The organism is Pseudomonas sp. CVAP#3 (assembly GCF_018986375.1).
GTDB lineage: Bacteria > Pseudomonadota > Gammaproteobacteria > Pseudomonadales > Pseudomonadaceae > Aquipseudomonas > Aquipseudomonas helvetica.
Genome location: NZ_JAHMSC010000002.1, coordinates 159,812 through 179,296, shown reverse-complemented (window position 1 = coordinate 179,296; position 19,485 = coordinate 159,812). Strand labels below are relative to the sequence as shown.

At 57.1% G+C, this 19,485-nt stretch carries 21 protein-coding genes and 1 pseudogene; 12 read left to right on the top strand and 10 right to left on the bottom strand.

Features of this window, described 5'->3' with window-relative positions; all coding sequences use genetic code 11:
* Positions 1–154: 154 nt before the first annotated feature.
* Positions 155–1,036: a LysR family transcriptional regulator gene (locus tag KRR23_RS04375; RefSeq protein WP_216741772.1), complete on the bottom strand. Its 882-nt coding sequence runs from the start codon at positions 1,034–1,036 to the stop codon at positions 155–157.
* 111 nt (positions 1,037–1,147) lie between these two features.
* Here KRR23_RS04375 and KRR23_RS04370 point away from each other — a divergent pair, with 111 nt between their 5' ends.
* Complete coding sequence (locus tag KRR23_RS04370; protein ID WP_216741509.1) at positions 1,148–2,167, top strand: SDR family oxidoreductase; 1,020 nt, start codon at positions 1,148–1,150, stop codon at positions 2,165–2,167.
* 23 nt (positions 2,168–2,190) lie between these two features.
* Here KRR23_RS04370 and KRR23_RS04365 read toward each other — a convergent pair whose 3' ends face one another.
* The 3 genes from KRR23_RS04365 to KRR23_RS04355 form a co-directional block, all read right to left on the bottom strand.
* Positions 2,191–3,720 carry a GGDEF domain-containing protein gene (locus KRR23_RS04365; RefSeq protein ID WP_216741508.1) on the bottom strand — a complete coding sequence of 510 codons (1,530 nt, stop codon included), beginning with the start codon at positions 3,718–3,720 and terminating at the stop codon, positions 2,191–2,193.
* 190 nt (positions 3,721–3,910) lie between these two features.
* Positions 3,911–5,638: a gamma-glutamyltransferase gene (ggt, locus tag KRR23_RS04360; RefSeq protein WP_216741507.1), complete on the bottom strand. Its 1,728-nt coding sequence runs from the start codon at positions 5,636–5,638 to the stop codon at positions 3,911–3,913.
* Between the two features lie 223 nt (positions 5,639–5,861).
* Positions 5,862–6,731 carry an AraC family transcriptional regulator gene (locus tag KRR23_RS04355; RefSeq protein WP_216741506.1) on the bottom strand — a complete coding sequence of 290 codons (870 nt, stop codon included), beginning with the start codon at positions 6,729–6,731 and terminating at the stop codon, positions 5,862–5,864.
* Positions 6,732–6,902: 171 nt separating this feature from the next.
* Between KRR23_RS04355 and KRR23_RS04350 the strand changes: the two genes are divergently transcribed.
* Positions 6,903–7,403, top strand: a complete 501-nt coding sequence (locus KRR23_RS04350) for a GNAT family N-acetyltransferase (RefSeq protein WP_216741505.1) — start codon at positions 6,903–6,905, stop codon at positions 7,401–7,403.
* 56 nt (positions 7,404–7,459) lie between these two features.
* On the opposite strand, the gene KRR23_RS04345 is transcribed toward KRR23_RS04350, so the two are convergent.
* Positions 7,460–7,717, bottom strand: coding sequence for a hypothetical protein (locus tag KRR23_RS04345; protein ID WP_216741504.1), 258 nt, complete (start codon positions 7,715–7,717; stop codon positions 7,460–7,462).
* A 158-nt stretch (positions 7,718–7,875) separates the two neighbouring features.
* Positions 7,876–8,979 carry a polyamine ABC transporter substrate-binding protein gene (locus KRR23_RS04340; RefSeq protein ID WP_216741503.1) on the bottom strand — a complete coding sequence of 368 codons (1,104 nt, stop codon included), beginning with the start codon at positions 8,977–8,979 and terminating at the stop codon, positions 7,876–7,878.
* Between the two features lie 140 nt (positions 8,980–9,119).
* Between KRR23_RS04340 and KRR23_RS04335 the strand changes: the two are divergent.
* A pseudogene (locus tag KRR23_RS04335) lies at positions 9,120–9,491 on the top strand (response regulator transcription factor).
* Here KRR23_RS04335 and KRR23_RS04330 read toward each other — a convergent pair.
* Complete coding sequence (locus tag KRR23_RS04330) at positions 9,481–9,885, bottom strand: zinc-binding dehydrogenase (RefSeq protein WP_216741502.1); 405 nt, start codon at positions 9,883–9,885, stop codon at positions 9,481–9,483. The pseudogene KRR23_RS04335 and the gene KRR23_RS04330 sit on opposite strands and share 11 nt — an antisense overlap.
* 19 nt (positions 9,886–9,904) lie before the next feature.
* Entirely contained in the window at positions 9,905–10,345 is a 441-nt protein-coding gene (locus KRR23_RS04325) for a DoxX family protein (RefSeq protein ID WP_216741501.1), read from the bottom strand.
* 122 nt (positions 10,346–10,467) lie between these two features.
* Between KRR23_RS04325 and KRR23_RS04320 the strand changes: the two genes are divergently transcribed.
* Positions 10,468–11,391 (top strand): LysR family transcriptional regulator, encoded by a 924-nt coding sequence (locus KRR23_RS04320; protein WP_216741500.1) that lies wholly within the window; start codon positions 10,468–10,470, stop codon positions 11,389–11,391.
* A gap of 17 nt (positions 11,392–11,408) precedes the next feature.
* On the opposite strand, the gene KRR23_RS04315 is transcribed toward KRR23_RS04320, so the two are convergent.
* The gene (locus KRR23_RS04315; RefSeq protein ID WP_103315934.1) at positions 11,409–11,723 is read right to left on the bottom strand and encodes a DUF3303 domain-containing protein; all 315 of its coding nucleotides are present in this window, start codon (positions 11,721–11,723) and stop codon (positions 11,409–11,411) included.
* A 289-nt stretch (positions 11,724–12,012) separates the two neighbouring features.
* Between KRR23_RS04315 and KRR23_RS04310 the strand changes: the two genes are divergently transcribed.
* From KRR23_RS04310 to KRR23_RS04300, 3 genes are all read left to right on the top strand, one after another.
* Complete coding sequence (locus KRR23_RS04310) at positions 12,013–12,267, top strand: DUF2790 domain-containing protein (RefSeq protein ID WP_216741499.1); 255 nt, start codon at positions 12,013–12,015, stop codon at positions 12,265–12,267.
* A gap of 143 nt (positions 12,268–12,410) precedes the next feature.
* Positions 12,411–13,082 carry a heavy metal response regulator transcription factor gene (locus KRR23_RS04305; RefSeq protein ID WP_019689699.1) on the top strand — a complete coding sequence of 224 codons (672 nt, stop codon included), beginning with the start codon at positions 12,411–12,413 and terminating at the stop codon, positions 13,080–13,082.
* Positions 13,079–14,467: a heavy metal sensor histidine kinase gene (locus tag KRR23_RS04300; protein ID WP_216741498.1), complete on the top strand. Its 1,389-nt coding sequence runs from the start codon at positions 13,079–13,081 to the stop codon at positions 14,465–14,467. The genes KRR23_RS04305 and KRR23_RS04300 overlap by 4 nt, the downstream gene beginning before the upstream one ends.
* Before the next feature lie 100 nt (positions 14,468–14,567).
* Here the strand turns inward: KRR23_RS04300 and KRR23_RS04295 are convergent, their stop codons facing one another.
* Complete coding sequence (locus KRR23_RS04295; protein ID WP_216741497.1) at positions 14,568–15,503, bottom strand: Ppx/GppA family phosphatase; 936 nt, start codon at positions 15,501–15,503, stop codon at positions 14,568–14,570.
* Positions 15,504–15,861: 358 nt separating this feature from the next.
* On the opposite strand from KRR23_RS04295, the gene KRR23_RS04290 reads away from it, so the two are divergent.
* From KRR23_RS04290 to KRR23_RS04270, 5 genes are all read left to right on the top strand, one after another.
* On the top strand, positions 15,862–16,482 hold the full coding sequence (locus KRR23_RS04290) for a LysE family translocator (protein ID WP_216741496.1): 621 nt from the start codon (positions 15,862–15,864) through the stop codon (positions 16,480–16,482).
* 136 nt (positions 16,483–16,618) lie between these two features.
* A complete protein-coding gene (locus tag KRR23_RS04285; protein WP_216741495.1) occupies positions 16,619–17,020 on the top strand; it encodes a GFA family protein in 402 nt (133 codons plus the stop codon).
* A gap of 126 nt (positions 17,021–17,146) precedes the next feature.
* Positions 17,147–17,761 carry an alpha/beta fold hydrolase gene (locus tag KRR23_RS04280; RefSeq protein ID WP_216741494.1) on the top strand — a complete coding sequence of 205 codons (615 nt, stop codon included), beginning with the start codon at positions 17,147–17,149 and terminating at the stop codon, positions 17,759–17,761.
* A 293-nt stretch (positions 17,762–18,054) separates the two neighbouring features.
* A complete protein-coding gene (locus tag KRR23_RS04275; RefSeq protein ID WP_253911922.1) occupies positions 18,055–18,726 on the top strand; it encodes a hypothetical protein in 672 nt (223 codons plus the stop codon).
* A 14-nt stretch (positions 18,727–18,740) separates the two neighbouring features.
* Positions 18,741–19,427: a tetratricopeptide repeat protein gene (locus KRR23_RS04270; protein WP_216741493.1), complete on the top strand. Its 687-nt coding sequence runs from the start codon at positions 18,741–18,743 to the stop codon at positions 19,425–19,427.
* The last annotated feature ends 58 nt before the right edge of the window (positions 19,428–19,485 follow it).

Here is a 19,485-nt window from a genome sequence, read left to right as displayed (position 1 = left end):
CTCCCGCGCTGACTTTTTATTAGTCATTGGCTTCAGCTACTCGGGTGACACTAATTCTGTTTTTAAAATATCGGACGCAGAAATGAACAGATGTGCGTCCAGAGCGCGACATTCTACCTCAGGTCTGCCAAATCGACGAAGACGCAAAAATTTCTCATTCTTCGACGGCTGCGGCACAAAGAGCCTCACGCAGCACCTGTTCCAAAATGGCAAAAAAACACTTGATGTGGGCCTGTTTCAACGCTTGAGGCCGAGTCACCAGATAGACTTCCATATCCGGCAGCTGGATATCCGGAAACACGGCTGTCAGGTCCCTTGCCAAAATACGCGGCAACACGGCAACTCCCATCCCTCCCCTTACCGCTTCGATCTGTGCCGCGAACGAATTCACTCTGATCTGCGCACGTTCCAGCCCCGCGGCCCTTGCCGCACGCATTTGCGGCAACATGTCCAGCGGAGGGAGCAAGGCGATATTCACCGCGGTGGCTGGAGCCGCCGCTGGAAAGCGCTTCAGATAAGCCGCATCGGCGAAGACACCATAAGCGAGCTTGCCCATGGGTCGATAAACCAGTGATGGCTCGCCCAGGTGCGCTGTGCGGATAGCGATATCCGCTACACCGCGGACGATCTTGTGAAAGTCGGCGGTGACCAGCAATTCCACCGAGCAACGCGGATGCACAGACGTAAAGCGATGCGAAGCCTCCAGCACACAAGACGAAAATCCTTCGCCGACACTGACCAGAACACTGCCGCAAAGCTCCGTCGGTAATTGCGATGCGCCGGCAGCGGTCTGACGCCTCAAGCCCTCCTCCGCGGCCAAGGCAACTTCAACCAGGAATTGGCCCCGCGAGGTCAGCCAACAGCCTTCAACTCCACGCTCGACGAGTGGCTCGCCGAGTGAACGCTCAAGCTGAGTGATCCGTCGGGACACCGTCGACGCCGCGATGCCCAGCAATTGGCCAGCCTGAAGAAAGCTGCCACGTCGCGAGACCGCCAACAACAGACGCAGATCGTCCCAATTCGCTTCTGAACTCATGTACATGCCCGCTGCTTTGCAAATGTGCAAAACCATTATGCAGCAGTCGCTGTTTTTCGGGAGTGACGGCGACGGTATATCTACCCGCTTTAGCCAATGAAGGGATGACACATGCGCAGTACATTCGTCACCGGCGCAACCGGTTTGCTGGGCAACAACCTTGTGCGTGAACTGGTCGCCGGTGGCTACGAGGTCAAGGCTCTGGTTCGTTCAAGAGCCAAAGGTGAACAACAGTTCAAAGATCTTCAGGGCGTGAGACTGATCGTGGGTGACATGGCCGATGTCGATGCCTTCGCCGCGTCGATGCAAGGCTGCGATACGCTGTTTCACACGGCGGCGTTCTTTCGCGACAACTACAAGGGCGGCAGCCACTGGGAGGAACTCGAAAGGATCAACGTGACGGGCACACAGCGTCTGCTTGAGCACGCCTACGCTGCCGGTGTCCGCCGTTTCATCCACACCTCGTCCATTGCCGTGCTCGACGGTGCTCCCGGCACATCGATCGACGAGACGTGCCTGCGCGACGAAGCCGATGCAGATGACTACTATCGCAGCAAGATCCTCGCTGACCGTGTCGTGTTGTCGTTCCTGGAAGATCATCCCGACCTGCATGCCTGCATGGTCCTGCCCGGCTGGATGTGGGGCCCTGCCGATAGTGGGCCGACTTCCTCGGGGCAGTTACTCAACGACGTCGTGCGCAATAAGCTGCCCGGGCTGGTTCCCGGCAGTTTTTCAGTCGTCGATGCCCGCGATGTGGCATTGGCGCAAATCGCCGCAGCACAACACGGGCGACGTGGCGAACGTTACCTGGCGGCGGGACGCCACATGACGATGGCTGAGTTGGTGCCCTTGCTGGGCAAAATCGCGGGCGTCAAGACGCCGCTGCGGCAATTGCCGCTGTCGTTGCTGTACGCCTTGGCGTTTACGCAAGAGCTCTATGCGCGCCTGACCGGCAAGCCGATTCTGCTGAGCATGGCGACCGTGCGCCTGATGGTGCGCGAAGCCGGGCGCACGCATTTCAACCCTGACAAGAGCAAACAAGAGCTTGGCCTGCGGTTTCGCCCCGTCGAACAGACCCTTACCGATACGCTGGCCTGGTACCGCGATCATGGCTGGTTTGAAAAGCGCTAGCACTGCACCAGTGCCATCGCGGTTTACGCAGATTCACCTTGCACGCCAACAGCGGCGACACTCAGGCGATTTCTGCCCTGCGACTTTGCCAAATACAGCGCGCGGTCGGCCAGGTCAATCAGCGACGTTTCATCATGCTCGCTATCGTAGGCGGTAAAAGTCGCCAGCCCGAGGCTGGCGGTCACGCTACCGAAAGGGCTCGACAGGTGTTCAAGTCGCGCCTGTGCAATGCCGAGGAGAATGGCCTCGGCAACCGAGCGGGCACCCGACTCGTCTGTGTTGGGCATCACCACAGCGATTTCTTCACCGCCGTAGCGGGCGGTCATGTCAGCTGGACGGCGCACGCACTGCTTGATCGACTGGCTGATGATGCGCAGGCATTCATCTCCGGCGAGATGCCCATAGTGATCGTTGTAACGCTTGAAAAAATCCACATCGATCAGGATCAGCGACAAAGGACTTCGCTGGCGCTTGGCGCGCTTGAATTCGATATCCAGAAACTGATCGAAATGCCGGCGATTGGCAAGACCGGTCAGCTTGTCCTCGCTGGCGAGAACTTCCAGCGTCTGGTTAAGCTCGATCAGCGTAGTCTGGGTGGTTCGCAGCTCTGCCTCTGCCCGAATACGATGACTGATATCGGCAATCAATCTGCGCCCAAGCGTAATCAGGAGTCCCAGCAACACCATCACCACCGCAACCGATTGCCTGGTCTGGCTCCACCACGCTTGCATGGCCTCGTCCTGGCCCACCGCGACCGTCGTGACGAGGGGATACTGATCGCTTCTGGTGAATGCGTAGATTCGATGGATGCCATCGACGTTTGAAACAAAATCCACGGTACCCGACGACATCTTGCGCAGGTACTCGGAAAATATCGGTGCACGAGACAGATCACGCCCGATGTCCTGCTCCTGGAAGGGATACCTCACCAGAAGACGCCCTTCGGATGAGGTCAGGCTGATCGCGCCATACTGCCCAACGGACATGGTTTGATAAAGCTTGAGGAAATGTTCGAGACTCAAAGTGACGGCGATCACCCCGGCAAAACTCCCGTCCGGATGATCGATGCGTCGACTGACCGAAATAACCCAAGCACCAGTCGCCCGGCTGCGAATCGCCGGACCGATGAAGATGCCGCGGTCCGGATTGTCGCGGTGATGCTTGAAGAACGCTCGATCAGCGTGGTTGCTGTTGGGTGAGACATGCTTGTTGGTCGAGAATATCCAGTCCCCCTGAGCGTCATACAGCGCCACGCTGTTCAATTGCTTCAGTGCACCCATCTCCTGAGCGACCAGCACTTTCAGGCGTTCGAGCTGCTGCGGGCCGGTCCTGTCTTTCTCGATCCTTTCTGTCAGCCCCAGCAGTACCACTTCGCTTTGCTTGAACGTGCCCTCGGTGTACGTGTTGAGTGCATTGGTCAAATTCAACGTATCGGTTTCAATGTCACTCAGGGTGTTCTCACGGGCTGTCCAGATCTGCCAGGCAGTCAGCACCACCACGGATACACACACCAGGGAGGTCAGCAAAGTGGCAAGTCGAAGGTCGCGTTTCAAGTGAGTACCCAGGCGGTTGAGCGCGCATTGATCAAAAGCCCGCGCAGTATAAACGCCTTCGAACGGTACAAATGACTGAAATGAAAGCTATTGGCCATCTTTCTTCCATGCCAAAGACTGCTTGCGTTGCTTCGAAGCGGTGAGAGAGTCGCCATTCAGCGGAGCCCTGAAACAGGGCTCCGCCGCTCACTCAATAGCCCAGCGACAGTCCGGTGTTACGCCGCGGGTCGTTCGCGCCATAGAAGCGGTTCTTGCCGACCGGTTTTGCACCGAGTGCCGGCGCACCGACCAAAATCGCCGCAAGATGGTTGGCGTCCTGCGGACCGATGAACTTCTGCCCCCAGCTTTCGAGGATTTTCCGGGTGTCCGGGCTGACGGCGAAGGCTTCAAGATTGGTCTCTTCAGGCAGCCACTGCTGGTGGAATCGCGGCGCATCGACCGCTTCCTGAATATTCATTCCGTAGTCGATCACATTGAGGATGGTCAGCAAGGTCGCGGTGATAATCCGGCTACCTCCCGGCGTGCCGACGACCATCACTGTCTTGCCGTCCTTGGTGACGATGGTCGGGCTCATCGACGACAGCGGTGCCTTGCCTGGAGCGATCGCGTTCGCTTCACCTTGCACCAGACCGTACATGTTGGGCACGCCCACCTTGGAGGTGAAGTCGTCCATTTCGTCGTTGAGCATGATGCCGGTCTTGCTGGCCATGACCCCCGCCCCAAACCAATCGTTGAGGGTATAGGTCACCGAGACCGCGTTACCCCACTTGTCGACGATCGAGTAATGCGTGGTGTTGTTGCCCTCGTGTGGCGCTACTCCAGGTTTGATCTCGCGGGAAATACCGGCTTTTTGCGGGTCGATGGCCCCACGTAGCTTCTCTGCATACGCTTTGTCCAGCAGATGGGCTATCGGGTTCTTGACGAAATCGGGGTCGCCCAGATAGCTGTTGCGGTCGACATAGGCGTGGCGCATGGCCTCGATCTGATAGTGCAGCCCCTGCGCCGAGTGAAAGCCCAGGCTTGGCATCGGGTAGCCTTCGAGGATGTTCATGATCTCGCAAATAATCACCCCGCCCGAGCTTGGTGGTGGCGCAGAGACAACGTGATAGCCACGGTAGTCGCACTCGATCGGCGCCAGCTCGCGGGTCTGATACTTGTCGAGGTCAGCCTGAGTGATGAGGCCCTTGCCGGCCTTGCTTGAGTCGACGATGGCCTGGGCAACCCAGCCCTTGTAGAAGCCGTCAGCACCTTTGCTGGAAATTTCCCGCAGCGTCTTGGCCAGGTCCTTTTGCACCAGCTTCTGGCCCACCTGAAGCGGCTCGCCATTGCTCAGAAAGATTGCGCCCGAGTCGTGAATATCTTTCTTGAACTGGTCGGTGGCGGTATCGAGCAGGTCGACATCGCCCTGCTCAAGCACGAAGCCGTCCTCGGCGTACTTGATGGCCGGGGCAATGACATCGGCACGCTTCATCGTGCCGTATTTTTTCAGTGCCAGCTCCATCCCCGATACCGTCCCCGGCACGCCGACGGCCAGATGTCCCTTCGAACTCAGGTCCGGGACAACGTTGCCATCCTTGTCGAGGTACATGTTCGCAGTCGCGGCCAGAGGCGCCTTCTCGCGGAAGTCGAGGAAGGTCTTGCGACCATCGGCCAGCTGGATAGTCATGAACCCACCGCCCCCGATGTTGCCTGCCGCTGGGTAGACCACCGCCAGCGCATAGCCGACTGCGACCGCTGCATCGACTGCGTTGCCGCCGTCCTTGAGGACGTCGACACCAACGTGGGTGGCCAGACGCTGGGCGGTGACCACCATGCCATTTTCGGCGGCGACCGGGGCTTGCGAAGCGGCCTGTGCGCAGGCGCAGCCAATAGCGAGTGCTGTCGCTATCAGGGATTTGGCAAGGGGCTCGAATGTCATAAGTCGATTCTCTTGTTTTTGTTATAGGGAAAGGGAGCGTCGTGCCGGATCGCAACCCCCCACAAACTGTAGGACAGTTTTGGCATTCCCGAGCCGGCAAATCTTCACAAAGGGGCTATCACCCCAACTGCCTACCGAAGAGTCGACTTTTTCAACACTACCGACCCTGACCGGACATTCGCCGACGACAGCTCCAGGTCGAAAGCAATGTGCTCCACAACCGCTATTGCAACGGAATATAAATATCGGTCTGCCATTGATCCCGCGGTGTCTCGGGATAAGCACTCAGGTAATCGAAGTACAGCGGCTGGTCACGAAGCTCCTCACCGCTGGCAGGCAGCCAGTCGCGGTAGATCGGATAGATCGTTTCGCCGATATGATCCGTCGAGCCCACGTGTCGCACCACCACGCAACGGCCGCCAGGAATGACGATCTCGCGCACGCCAAACTCATTCGGCGCCACTGCCTCGTGAATCTCGCCGCAGATTGCGAAGCGGAATTCTTCCGGCGGTGTCGTATCGGGGTTGCCGTAGGGAATGCCAAAGGTGCGACTCGATGCCACCGGCGACTGTCCGCTCTGCATACGCCACTCGATGAACTTGCGCACACTCTCATCAAGGAGCCCGGTTGGCCCGCAGTGCTCAAGCGCCGCGACCCTGACTTCGGAAAACTCCACGATTCGTACCTGCATGATGATGCTCCTGGAAAAATGAGGGATTGCAAACACCGCACTCCAGACCTGCCAGTTCGGTTGCTTCCTGAACGCACTCGGCGTCATACCGAACGCCCGCCTGAACGCCCTGCAAAATGCCTCGGGACTTTCAAAGCCGGCACCGAGTGCGGCGTCCAGCACCGAATGATCGGCAAGGGAGGCCAGGCAATGCGCCGCGCGTCGTAGCCGCATCAATTGCACATAACGTGAGACAGGCACGCCCACGAACGCGGTGAATTGCCGATGGAAGTGAAATTCCGAAAAGTTCGCCACACGGCTCAACGCCTTCACCGAAAGGACACCTTCGAGGTTGGCGTCAATGTAGGCGAGTACGGCGTTGAAGCGTTTCGCGTAGGCGGCGTTGGTCGGCATGTCAGACACTGGGTAAAGGCTCCGGGAAATACGGTAGGCAACAGGATCGACTATGCCGGAGTGAACGCGCCTAGCCGCGTTTGCTCAAAGCGCTTGGGTAGCCAGTAAAGCCACATCCCTTTACGATCAGGCGACCACACGGAAGGCGTTGCCCACGGTGACAGAAAAAGGAGCGACCTTATGAAGCCCATCAGAATTCGTACCCTGCAAAGTACCGATGCTGAGGCAGTACTGACATTTGAACGGGACAATCGCGAATGGTTTGAGCGCCACATTGACCCGCGCGATTCGGCTTTTTACTCGGTGCAGGGCGTCACCGACCACATTACGGCTTATTTATCCGGTTTTGCCGCCGGAACCTGGCACCCTTTTGTCATCGAAGATCCTGACGGAAATATAGTCGGTCGAGCGAACCTGAAAAGCATCGACATAACCGAGCGCTCGGCAGAAGTCGGCTATCGGATTGCTCAAAGTGCTTGCGGACAGGGACTCGCAACGCTGGCGGTGAAGCATCTTATCCAGGAGGCGCAGTTGCATTGGAACCTTAAACAATTGGTTGCCAACGTATACGCTGGCAATATCGGCTCGGCAAAAGTACTCGAACGGTGTGGCTTCTCGATCGAACATGCCTCTCGGCAAGAAGGGACAGAGCACGAATATCGATTTAGCCTTTCGATTTAGATCAGTGAATGATTGGCCAATACCTGTAAAACGGGCGCCTTCAGGGCTGATGCAAGTCAGTCAAGAGACCGCGCAGGCAACACATGACCCGTAGCAGCCGGTGCAAGTTCGGGGAACTCAACCAGCAGTGCCTTGTTACCCCTGGCGATGTGCTCCGTCACCGCCATGGCGATGTTTTGACGCACCACTCCGGCCGAGACGTAATACATGGCCCAGGCTTGTTCGGGCGTGCAATGGGCGATCTGTTCCTCAATTTCCTTATAGGCTTTGTATTCGTCCGACTCCAAGTGGCATTGGCAATCACCTTGGCGCATGACTTTTCTCCTTCCCTGGAACTGCTGTGACAACCCTTTAGTAACTCGACTGATAAAGGCAGCCCCTACTCCCTACGTGATGACCAGCATTTTAAATAAACGCTGGCTATTGCAGGAAGCGGGAGCAACTCTTCAATAAAGACAATACCCCAGCAAGATCAAATGCCAGTCTTGACTTTGGTCCAAACTCGGGTACGGACACGCTCCAACTTCAATGGCAGCGGTTCAAGTGGAATAAGTGTAGCAATCGTCTTTTGATCCGGGTAAACCCAAGGATTGCCTGTCAGCTTCTGCTCGACAAACTCAGTGGCATCTTTATTAGCGTTAGGATATAGAGTGTGATTTGAGGTCTTGGCAATAACTTCTGGTCGCAACATGTAATTAATAAACGCCAACCCTTCCTTAGGGTGAGGTGCGTTTTTTAGCAGAACCAGATTTTCCGACCACACCAGCGCGCCCTCACGAGGAAGGCTGTAGGCAATCTTGCGTCCAGTGTTGGCCTTCTCGTTTATGGCCTGCGCAGCAAGGGCACCATTAGCCCATCCCACAACCGCACAAATATTGCCATCCGCCAGGTCAGCGTCGATTCTGGATGAGTCGAAATAGAGGACGTAGGGGCGGATTTTTAACAGCAGGGCTTGTGCTTTCTGGTAATCATCCGGGTTCCTGCTGTTGCTGGGGAGCCCAAGGTAATGCAAAGCAATCGAAACGATCTCACTGGGAGAGTCGAGCATTGCCACACCACACGACTGGAGTTTGCTGATGTTTTCTTCTTTGAAGATCAGATCCCAGCTATTCACCGGAGCATCATCACCCAATGCCGCTTTGACTTTATCAACGTCATAGCCAATGCCGGTAGTGCCCCATAAATAGGGCACAGCGTAGCGATTACCAGGATCATTGACCGCGACCTGGGACAAGATATCAGGATCGATATGTGACAAATTACTCAGTTGATTACGATCCAAGGGCTGAAGGACTCCCGCCTGGATCAGGCTTGGCAACACATTGGAGGTAGCCACAACCACGTCATACCCCGTGCGCCCCGCCATTACCTTACTCTGCATGATTTCGGCACTGTCGAACGCATCCATCTGCATTCTGGTACCGGTTTCCTGCTCAAACTCCTTTGGGGTCTCCGGTGCGATAAGCCCGAACCAGTTATACAGATACATCCCGGGCTCTACGGCCCCCACAGATGTGCTGATCCCTACACAGAGAAGCGAGGCTGAAAAAATGCTTCGCAAAGGTGATTTTCTCATGCAACTATCCTTGTCAAGACGATGTGCCCTCATGGCCATCCCAAGCCCTGAATAGTGAATATACCGGGCATTAGCGAATAGTAAATACCTACGAATACTTACCCCTGACCGACGAATCCCTAACCCTAAAGGGGTAGAAAATGCCACTCGACCTTCATAGCCTGGCCTGGCACCGATCGATTGGAAAGCTGATCATGCAGTTGAACCGTCCAGAGTTCTGGAGCCCACTCATTCGCACATTAAATTAATATATGTACAATGATAACTATGCATTTCCGTTGGCGGCAACATCCATTTCAATCAAGAACAAATAACAACATGCGAAAAATGACGTACTTAAATTACTACTGAGTGACTTCGCCAACAAAGAGATAGCCGAAAAACTTCCCCTGTCGACAGAAACGATAAAAGTGCACCGCCGCAATATTTACGCCAAATTAAATATCAAATCACAACCCGAACTATTTGCTCGTTTCTTTATGCCCAAACCGGATAGCCTCTCTACAAATTGAAGTTTGTGCGGGTCGCGTGATCTTCGAACGCGCAGACGATGCAATCAATCATTTCGGCGATGGTCGTGAGTTGCCTGCCATCCGCCCGAGTAGCGAAGTTTTTCGCTGAAACGCCATGCGCCTTCGCCAATTCCGCGTCCGGCGTACTGACCGGCGACACCAGGACCCCGCCCTGCTTCAATACCTTCCAGGAACGTCGCTGGGTTTCGCCGCCCATCAGGTCAAGCACGATGTCTACATCCTTCACCACCTCCTCGAAGGCCTGGCTACGGTAGTCGATCAGCTGATTCGCGCCGATTGTTTTCAGATAGCCATGGTTGCCGATCGACGCCGTGGCAATGACCGTGGCGCCCGCATGCCTGGCTATTTGCACGGCGGCGCCGCACGCGTTCATCCACTGCGGCGCTATTGGCTCAGCGATGGCGGGCGTCGAGGCTGAAGCGACCGGCGCCGAATGCGACGACCTGCAACAGACCACCTGCCATGGCGATGTTCTTGAAGAAGTGGATGAACTGGTTCTGGTCGCCCAGGCTGTTATGGAATGCCAGCGCGGTGATCACGCTGAACAGGGCAAGCACCAGCGCCACGGTACGAGTGCGGTAGCCCGCGATCAACGCGATACCGCCACCGAGTTCGATGATGATCGCCAACGCTAAAGCAAGTTGCGGGAACGGCAAACCCACGGAACCGATGTAGCCGATCATCATCGCCGGGGCGCTCAGTTTGGAGATGCCCGAGAGGATGAAGATGGCGCTGAGGAACACACGGCCGACCAGCGCCGCCGTGGCGGTGGTAGCGACAGCACTGGACAGTTCATGGGTATCTTTGGAGGTAGTAGCTGCAGATTGGGACATGGTCGTTCTTCCATCAAGTTGGGCGCATCCACCATTGGAGCACCGCGTTGAAGAAAGTCTGCCACCCACTCTACACTCGTAATAGCCGACTAATTTCGACGATTACGTTCGAGTAAATAGAAATGATCTCAGACCCAGGCACTCCTACTCTCGATCAACTGCGTGTGTTCCTGACGGTTGTCGAGGTCGGCAGTTTTGCGGCCGCCGCCCGAAAACTGCACCGAGCCACTTCAGTCATCAGCTATTCGATCGCCAATCTTGAGATGCAACTCGGCGTGTCGCTGTTTGACCGCCATACGACGCGTAAACCCCAGCTCACCGATGCCGGCCGCACCGTGCTGGCCGAAGCCAGAACCATCGCCAATGGCATTCATGGGTTACGCGCCAAAGTAAAAGGCCTGCTTCAGGGGCTCGAAGCTGAAGTTCATGTCGTACTGGATGTGATGCTTCCCGCTGAGCGCGTGGTGGACGCACTCAAATCATTTCGAGAGGAATTTCCTACGGTTGCACTCCACTTGCATATGGAGGCGCTCGGTGCAGTCACTCAACTGGTGATCAACGGCGGCGCGTCCGTCGGCGTCAGTGGCCCGATGAATGAGGGGATTGATGCTATCGAAAGAATTGCGGTCGGCAGTGTTGAGCTGATTCCGGTGGCAGCCCCCAATCATCCACTGGCTTCAAGCGATTCGAATATTCCAGGTGCTGGACGTGAGTTCATCCAGCTTGTGCTGTCTGACCGTTCACTCCTGACAAAAGACAAGGACTTCGCAGTCCTCAGTACCCGCACGTGGAGGCTGGCCGACCTGGGGGCTAAACACATGTTGCTGCGTGAAGGCATTGGCTGGGGGAACATGCCGATCACGATGGTCCGGGAAGATCTGGATACTGGCCGACTCGTCCACCTGAAAATGCCGGAATACAAAAGCGGGATGTACACCTTCGACGCCATCTATCGCACGGATCTGCCGCCAGGGCCCGCCGCAAGGTGGTTGATTGATCGGTTCGCTCAACAAAGCTCAGCGGGCGATGCGCCCGCTCCTCGATAGCACCAGGATAATCTGCATCACTGGGGTTTCAGGCCATCGCGCCAGGCGATTGCTTCGAGTTCGACCCGGACCGCGTCCTCGACGGCAACCACAGGGCGCGCCTGGAACTCGAACGCAGGAAACGTCGAGCAAACCTTGTGAACCGCCAGCGGATCGTCGCAGTCCACCAACATGTGTCCACCCCACTCGCCCACGCGCACGACAAACACCTCGATCTTGAAATTGTCCGGGGCTTTCCATTGACCAAACACCTCCAGGATCCGTTTCTGCGCACTCTCGTACTCCGCAGGCGAGCCTTGTGGCCGTTCAAACCAGCTGATCATGTACTTCATTGCGATCCTCCTCTGGAGAGGTAAGGATAGTTCTCGATGCAACTTCTCGCTTCAATCGCCTAGCTCGCCCATCCTGCAGACACTGTGCGATTTCGCGCCTACCGGTGCTGCAAAACCGACCCGCCCCTCAGCGACAGGCCGCTTCAGCACGTCGGCCTTGGCCTTGGCTTCGGACAAGATTGCATTACAACTTTGTCATTGTGCTGTTGGTCGGCTGTTGGAGTTGCCTTGTTACCGTGAACTCACTGCCAAACAACAGGCAGCCAACTTCAGACAAGGAGATACTGCCATGAAACTGTTAACGCTCGGACTCGCCACCCTCCTCGCCACCGGCTCAGCCTTCGCCGGTACCAGCGACACTTCGGCGGTGATCCACGACAGGACCGGTTTCTTCGTCCACCTGGACGTTGCGAAAGTCCTGTCCATGACTGAAATTCCGGACCAATGTGACGTCACTCCAGCCCGTCTCGATTACCTGGATCATCAGGGTCGGGAACATGTGCTGGACTATTCGGTTCAAGGACGTTGCACCAACGGAAACTGATGGGATGCTGTACGCACATGACTGTCCGGGAGCAGGCAATACGCAACAAAACCTGATGATTGGGCTAAAATTGCGCCACCTGCTCTCGGCTTTCAGGTCCGTTCTTTTGGGTTGAATGCCGACACCGAACCAAGGTCATTCTCATGAACATCCTTGTCGTGGAAGACGAGCCCAAGGCGGGCAATTACTTACTCAATGGTCTGCAGGAGCAGGGATACTCCGTCAGCCTGGCCCGCGATGGCGTCGAGGGTTTATACCTGGCCCTGGAAACGCCTTTCGACGTCATCGTGCTGGATGTGATGATGCCAAAGATGGACGGCTGGGAAGTACTGCGCCGCCTGCGCAAGGAAGCCGACACACCGGTACTGTTCCTGACCGCGCGCGATGACATCGCCGACCGAATCAAAGGCCTGGAGCTGGGGGCCGACGACTACCTGATCAAACCCTTTTCGTTCGCCGAGCTGGTCGCACGCCTGCGCACCCTGACCCGCCGGGGTCCGACCCGGGAAGAAGAGCAACTGCAGATCGCCGACCTGCAAATTGATGTCATCAAACGCCGCGTCACCCGCGCCGGCGTGCGAGTGACGCTGACAAACAAAGAGTTTGCCTTGTTGCATCTGTTCGCCACGCATCAGGATCAGGTGCTGTCGCGTTCACTGATCGCCTCCCGGGTCTGGGACATGAACTTTGACAGCGACACCAACGTGGTGGACGTGGCGGTGCGACGCCTGCGCCTGAAAATCGACGACCCTTTCCAGCTGAAGCTGATCCACAGTGTGCGGGGCATTGGCTACCGCTTCGATACGCAACCATGAACCGTCGCCATTATTCCCTCACCCTGCGCCTGGCCGTGGTGTTCGCCTTGCTGGCCTTCGCCCTGATGGCCACCACCGGCGTCGCACTGTATCGCGATCTTGAGCGCGAACTGATCCGACGCGACGAGTCCACGTTGGTCTACCGCATCGATCAGCTGCGTAATTTTCTCAATGGCAGCAATACGCTGGAACTGATCAAGACCAAACCTATGCTGTTTCAGAACATGCTGGGCAATCGCGAGTACATCCTCACGATTGGTGTTCCGGGGGAAGCCCCGTTACTGCAGGTCAATCCCCGTCATATCGATATTCCCGACCTCACGCCCGTGGCCATGGACCAATCCCTGTCACTGACCGATGTACGGCATCTACCCGCCGTGGACGGAACACCCTTCGCGGCCCTCTCCGCAAGTATCGACTCGGGCAAGCTGAAACTGACCGTTGGCTGCCTGATGACCGAACGAACTGCTGTACTCGCCAGCTACCGTCTCAGCGTATACATCCTCGCGAGTCTCGCGGCGATTGTCCTGGCGCTGGCGGGATATGCCCTGGTTCATCTCGGTTTGTTGCCCGTCAGGCGCCTGGCGCAGCAAGCCCATGGTATCGGCATCGGTAACCTGACAGAGCGACTCGGCAGCCAAGGTGCTCCGAAGGAGTTGCTGCCAATGATCGACTCGTTCAACACCATGCTTGAGCGACTCGCCAAGGGTTTTGCGCAACTGAGCCAGGTCTCGACCGACATGGCCCACGAACTGCGCACACCCATCAACAACTTGCTGGGCGAAATCCAGGTCGCCATGCATAAGAACCGCAGCGTGGAGCATTACCAGCAGTTGCTCGCCTCCAACGTCGAAGAACTCGAACGCCTGGCACGCATGCTCGACAACATTCTGTTCCTTGCTCGTACTGATCCCGGTAGCGCTCGTGATCAGCGCCAGGAACTGGGCGCCGCCGACGAGCTGGAACGCGTAGCCGACTACTTTGAAGGCCTGGCCGCGGACGTCGACATGACCATCCGCGCGGAGGGCGACGGCCTTATCTGGGCCGAGCCCATGCTGCTACGCCGCGCCTTGGCCAACCTGTGCGCCAATGCGATCAAATATGGCGCACCCCATTCCGAACTGTTGATCCAGGCCACACCATCCGAGGACGGCATCAATCTGCGCGTGCGCAACTACGGAACCACCATCCCGGCGGAACACCTTCCGAGACTATTCGAGCGTTTCTACCGCGTTGATCCATCACGCGAGCGCTCGGCCCAGTCCAATGGCCTGGGACTTTCGATCGTCGCCACGATCATGCAGCTGCACAGTGGCCGCTACAGCGTCACCAGCGAAAATGGCGTGACCTGTTTCAATCTGTTTTTCCCGATACGGGAACAGTAATTGTTGTGTCTGCTGGTCAGCGTTGGATGGTGGATTCAACCGGTCATTCGTGACAGGCAGACATCGGCCAACTGTGTTGAAAAGTCGGCTTCGGTTTCCGCTAGTGTTTACACATCAGGCCATGAAGAACGCCGAACCTTAAGCCTGGCTCGGACGGAGTCATATGCGGGATACCAAATACCTTGAACGCCGCCAGCATGAGCACCAGGCCTCCGGGCAAGATGCCGAGGCGATGAGTTGGCAAGCCCGCTAATTTGAGTCGTTTCACATGCCCCACTTCCAGCAGACGCAATGACAAGCGCAACAGACCGCCGTAGGTGATACCGCTTTGGCCATAGTCGTTCAATCCGTTGGCCTTGAGCACTTTGGCTAGCATCCTTGCGGTACCTGAAGAGCCGATAGTCTGCTGCCAACCGAGTGCACGATAACGACGTGCAACTTTTTCAAACTGTAGAGTGGCCACCCGCTCAGCCTCGAGGAGCGCCTGAGCCGTGATACCACCGCCCTGAAAGTAACGTGCACCAAAGGTGCCGCTGCCGATGGCAATGCTCTCGGTCAACAGGGGGTGAGCACCCTGCCCCAGAATCAATTCAGTTGAACCACCGCCGATGTCCACGACCAGTCGCATACTCTCTGTACCCGGTATCGTGTGGGCAACACCGGCGTACACCAGTTGGGCCTCTTCATGCCCGGAGATGACATCAATACGAAAACCTAAATGCCGCTCCGCACTGCCCAGAAACAATTGAGCATTATCAGCTTCGCGGACGGCACTGGTCGCCACCGCACGTACACGGCCGGCCTCAAAGCCGCGTAACTTTTTGCCAAATCGCGCGAGTGCCTGCCATCCCCGATCCAGCGCAAGTTCGTTCAGCGACCCGCCCTGAAATCCCTCCACCAGGCGGACAGGCTCACGCAGGGTTTTCACCTCCTGGATAACGAATTGCTGGTTCCGTTTGACCGACTGGCCAATCATCATGCGGAACGCATTGGAACCCAGGTCAATGGCCGCAAACAGGGAGGCGTCTCCTTTCATACGGGTATTCCTCGCACATTCATCAGCCATCAGGCGGAGCACTGCCGAGTGCTCAAGACGGTTTGCGAGGATCTTGCCACCGGTTCGATGACGCCAAGATGACACCCACTCTCCATTTTCAATGCAACAGGCAGCAGACCAACCTGTCTGGACGCCCCAGACCTCCCGGCACACCCGCCCTGACGCCGCCTAGCCGCCTGCGAAAGGCTGGGTTGTCTGGATGGACGCACGGTGCATCAAATTTCGCAGCCATGCAGAAGCCGAAGCGTTCGTAAAAAGACTGGAAGATCGTGTAGTCGCAGAAGACAACCCGCTATGTGCTAACGTTCGCGCGTCGCCACTTTAAAGTCATACGCCGATGTCTATTGCAGATAATCTCCTCGCCTTTACCTTCGCAGCCACTCTGCTAACGCTGACGCCCGGCCTCGATACCGCTCTGGTTTTGAGAACCGCAACGGTGGAAGGTAAGCAACAGGCGTTTCGCGCTGCGCTGGGTATCAATGCTGGCTGCTTACTGTGGGGCGCCGCTGTCGCCTTTGGCCTGGGTGCTCTGATTGCGGTATCGGAGTTGGCGTACAGCCTATTGAAATACTGCGGCGCCGTTTATCTGGCATGGCTCGGATTGAACATGTTGCTGCGCCCGCGTAGCTCACTGTCGCCCGTCGAAGATGACGGCAAGCCGAATGCAAACTGGTTCCTGAAGGGCATGATGGGGAACGTCCTCAATCCCAAAATCGGCATTTTCTACGTCTCTTTTCTCCCTCAATTTATCCCCCACGGGCACAGCTTGGTTGCCTGGACATTTGGCTTGGTCAGCATTCACGTGGTGCTGGGTTTGATGTGGTCTTCGACGTTGATTAGCGCTACTCAATCCCTTGCCGGCGTTCTGCGGCGTGAGAAAGTGATCAAGTGGATGGATCACACCACAGGCATGGTCTTTGTGCTGTTCGCAGCTGGGCTGGCCTTTAGCAAGCGCTGATGGCGACATCCCCACTTGGCCGTGATTAACCTCCGGGCTGATTGCAGCTTTTCTTGATAGACAGCAATCGGCTGTCAGTCGACTGGCTTGATTGGGATGGATAAGCTGGCGTGTTTTCACGTGCAGGATTGGGTGCATGACAGAGGTACACCAAGGAAGCTGCCTATGCGCAGCAGTCAGTTACGAGCTACTCACTCCACCAAAAGCAGTGAGCCATTGTCATTGCAGCCAGTGTCGCAAAGGTCATGGGGCAGCATTCGCTTCGTACGGCAGCGTTCCCCGCAACGCGCTACGGATACTGGGTGGCGCCACCAGCATCAAAACCTATACGTCCTCAGAGACGGTGTTACGCGAGTTCTGCGCGCACTGTGGTTCGACGTTGTTCTGGTCACGATTTCAAGGTGAATTTGCCGACTGGGTTTCGATAGCACTGGGCACACTCGACACGCCCTTCTTGCCTCAAAAGCAAAAACACGTTCATGTCGACTCCGCAGTCCATTGGTACACGCCATCCAAATTATGTCCGCAGGTCGACTGACTGCTTCGGGTCGCGAGCCGGCCCTCCACTACCGGCGGCTCTCGCTGCGAAGTGGTCATCAAACCTTGCAGCATCCTTTTTGCCCTCCTGCTGTCTCTTTCAATCCCACCTTCAAGGACCGAATTTGTGATCGCATCCCCCGCCAAACTCCTCTTCCTGCCCGGAGCCTCAGGTAACACCCAATTTTGGTGCCCGGTTGCTGAGCGCCTGGCCCACCCGGCGCAGCAGGTCCATATCGGCTGGCCCGGTTTTGGAGACACTCCACCCTTGCCCAGCGTGACCGGCATGGATGATCTGGTGACTCGCGTGCTGGCCGAAATCGACCGGCCCACAGCGCTGGTGGCGCAGTCCATGGGCGGTATAGTCGCTGTGCTTGCAGCGCTTGAACGCCCTGAGCTGATCACGCACCTGATACTGACCGTCACCTCTGGCGGGGTGGATATGTCTGCTCTGGACGCGCATGACTGGCGCCCGGACTTTGCTGCCGACAACCCGACACTGCCGAGGTGGTTTCTCGACGACCGCACCGACCTCACGCTCCGGCTGGTCGAGTTGCGCATGCCTGTCCTGCTCCTCTGGGGGGATTCTGATCCGATCAGCCCCGTTCGCGTCGGCCAGCGCCTTGCTCAACTGCTACCCCGCGCGGAACTACACGTTTTCCCTGGCGCCGATCACAGTCTCGGCTTTACTCACGCGGCCGAGGTGGCGAGCTTGATCGAGAAACATCTGGCTAGCGGGTGAGCGGAACACTTGTTGCCACCGCGTCGGACAAGTTGTACCGCCCCGTGCGTTTCAAGACATCTCGGATAGTGGACAGAAGTTAGTCTATGACATGTAATTTTGCACCTCGTTGACCACCTGCTACGGGGCGTTTTCTGCCGACTTTGACAGGCAGATAACGGCCAGACGCGGACGTTCGATCCATGCCTGCTTTCAGCCAGAAAGAGAAGCTGGCCTTCTCCCGCAGGCCCGTATTGCTCAAGTTCCCGACTCACCTGCCGACAGCCTTCGTTCCCACTTCACGGATGATTTTAATGCTCCGCTCTCTTTTTTCCGGCGTTGCTTTGCTCGCCTTCGGCGCCGTCTGCACTGCCCAAGCCCAGACCGTCACCACGCCCGAACAACTGCTGACTGAATTCTCTCGTTGCGATGCGCATTTCTTCGAGAGCCTGCGCGATGCCCGCCTGCCAGCAGGTACCTTGCGCCTGAGTGACTACGGCTCGGTCAAGGCACCGACCATCATGAGTCCGCTGCAGGAAGGTGGCACTTACCAACACTTCGAAACGCCCCTGATCGTTAACGGCGTGCGTATGGTCGGCTATTACAACCAGGCCGAAACCATCAAGAACGTCGGCAATTTTCTGTTCTGGGGTTTCGTAGCCGATGGCTTGCCACAAGAGGTGGCCGCAAAACTCAAGCCGCTGATCGTCGACAACGCACGCTTTGTCAGTCAGGGCAAAGCCATTACCCGCGCCGAAATTCGCCGCGTCGGTGACCCGATCGGCCAATGGCGCACCGAAGGACTGACCGGCCCCGGCGTCGCCACGCCGTTTGGTTTCGTAGACCGCGTGCTGATCGTCGACACGGGCGACACGACACCGCCGCTCGCGGGACACACCACCGTGTTCTGCTCGCTACAAGGCACCGTGACCGCGCCGCTCTTGCAGGTCTATCGCCCTGACCTCAACGCTCATCTGCTCGACTGACAAGGATGCTTATCATGAATAATCGCTGGCCCGCACTGATCGCCTGCTCCGTCATCCTCACAGGTTGTGCTGGGATGCAAAACCCGCAAAAAGCCAACCTTGTCCACTGCACTAATCAGTTTAAAGCGTCCAAAGCCAAAAACTACCCTCTGGTGCTGCAGGAAGGTGATCTATGCCTGCAGAAAAATACGCTGCCCGCCTCGCTGCAAAGTTTGATTTACGCGGTGCAGGCCGACGCCTACAGCAACCTCAAGCACTTTCCCGAAGCCGTGGCCGCCAAGGAAAAATCGATGCAACTGGCGGTCAAGCCTGATCCGCGCGCCAACCTGGACTTGAGCGCCATGTATCGCGACGCTGGCAACCCGAAAAAAGCCCTTGAACTCGTGCAGTACAACCTTGACAACGGGATGGGAGAAACGGGAAAGGGTTCCGGCTTCCACATGCCGACCTACTATCATCTGGGCCTCGCGCTGACAGACCTGGGTCAGTACCGAGAAGCCGCTGAAGCATTCAGCACCGGCCTTCAGCGCCAGCCGGACTATGCCTGGGCCTATTACGCACGCGGGATCGCGTACGACCATTTGGGAAGCAGGGACGACGCCAAGGCCGACTTCATGAAGTTCTCGCAGACTGCCAACAAGAAGTACGTGCTGGAGGAGCAGAAGGCCAAGCTCGCCGAGTACAGGATTTCCATGCCGTAGCAGGAGAGCAGGCTTAGTGGCGAATGCGGTGGGTCAGCGAGCACGGAGTGACCGCTTG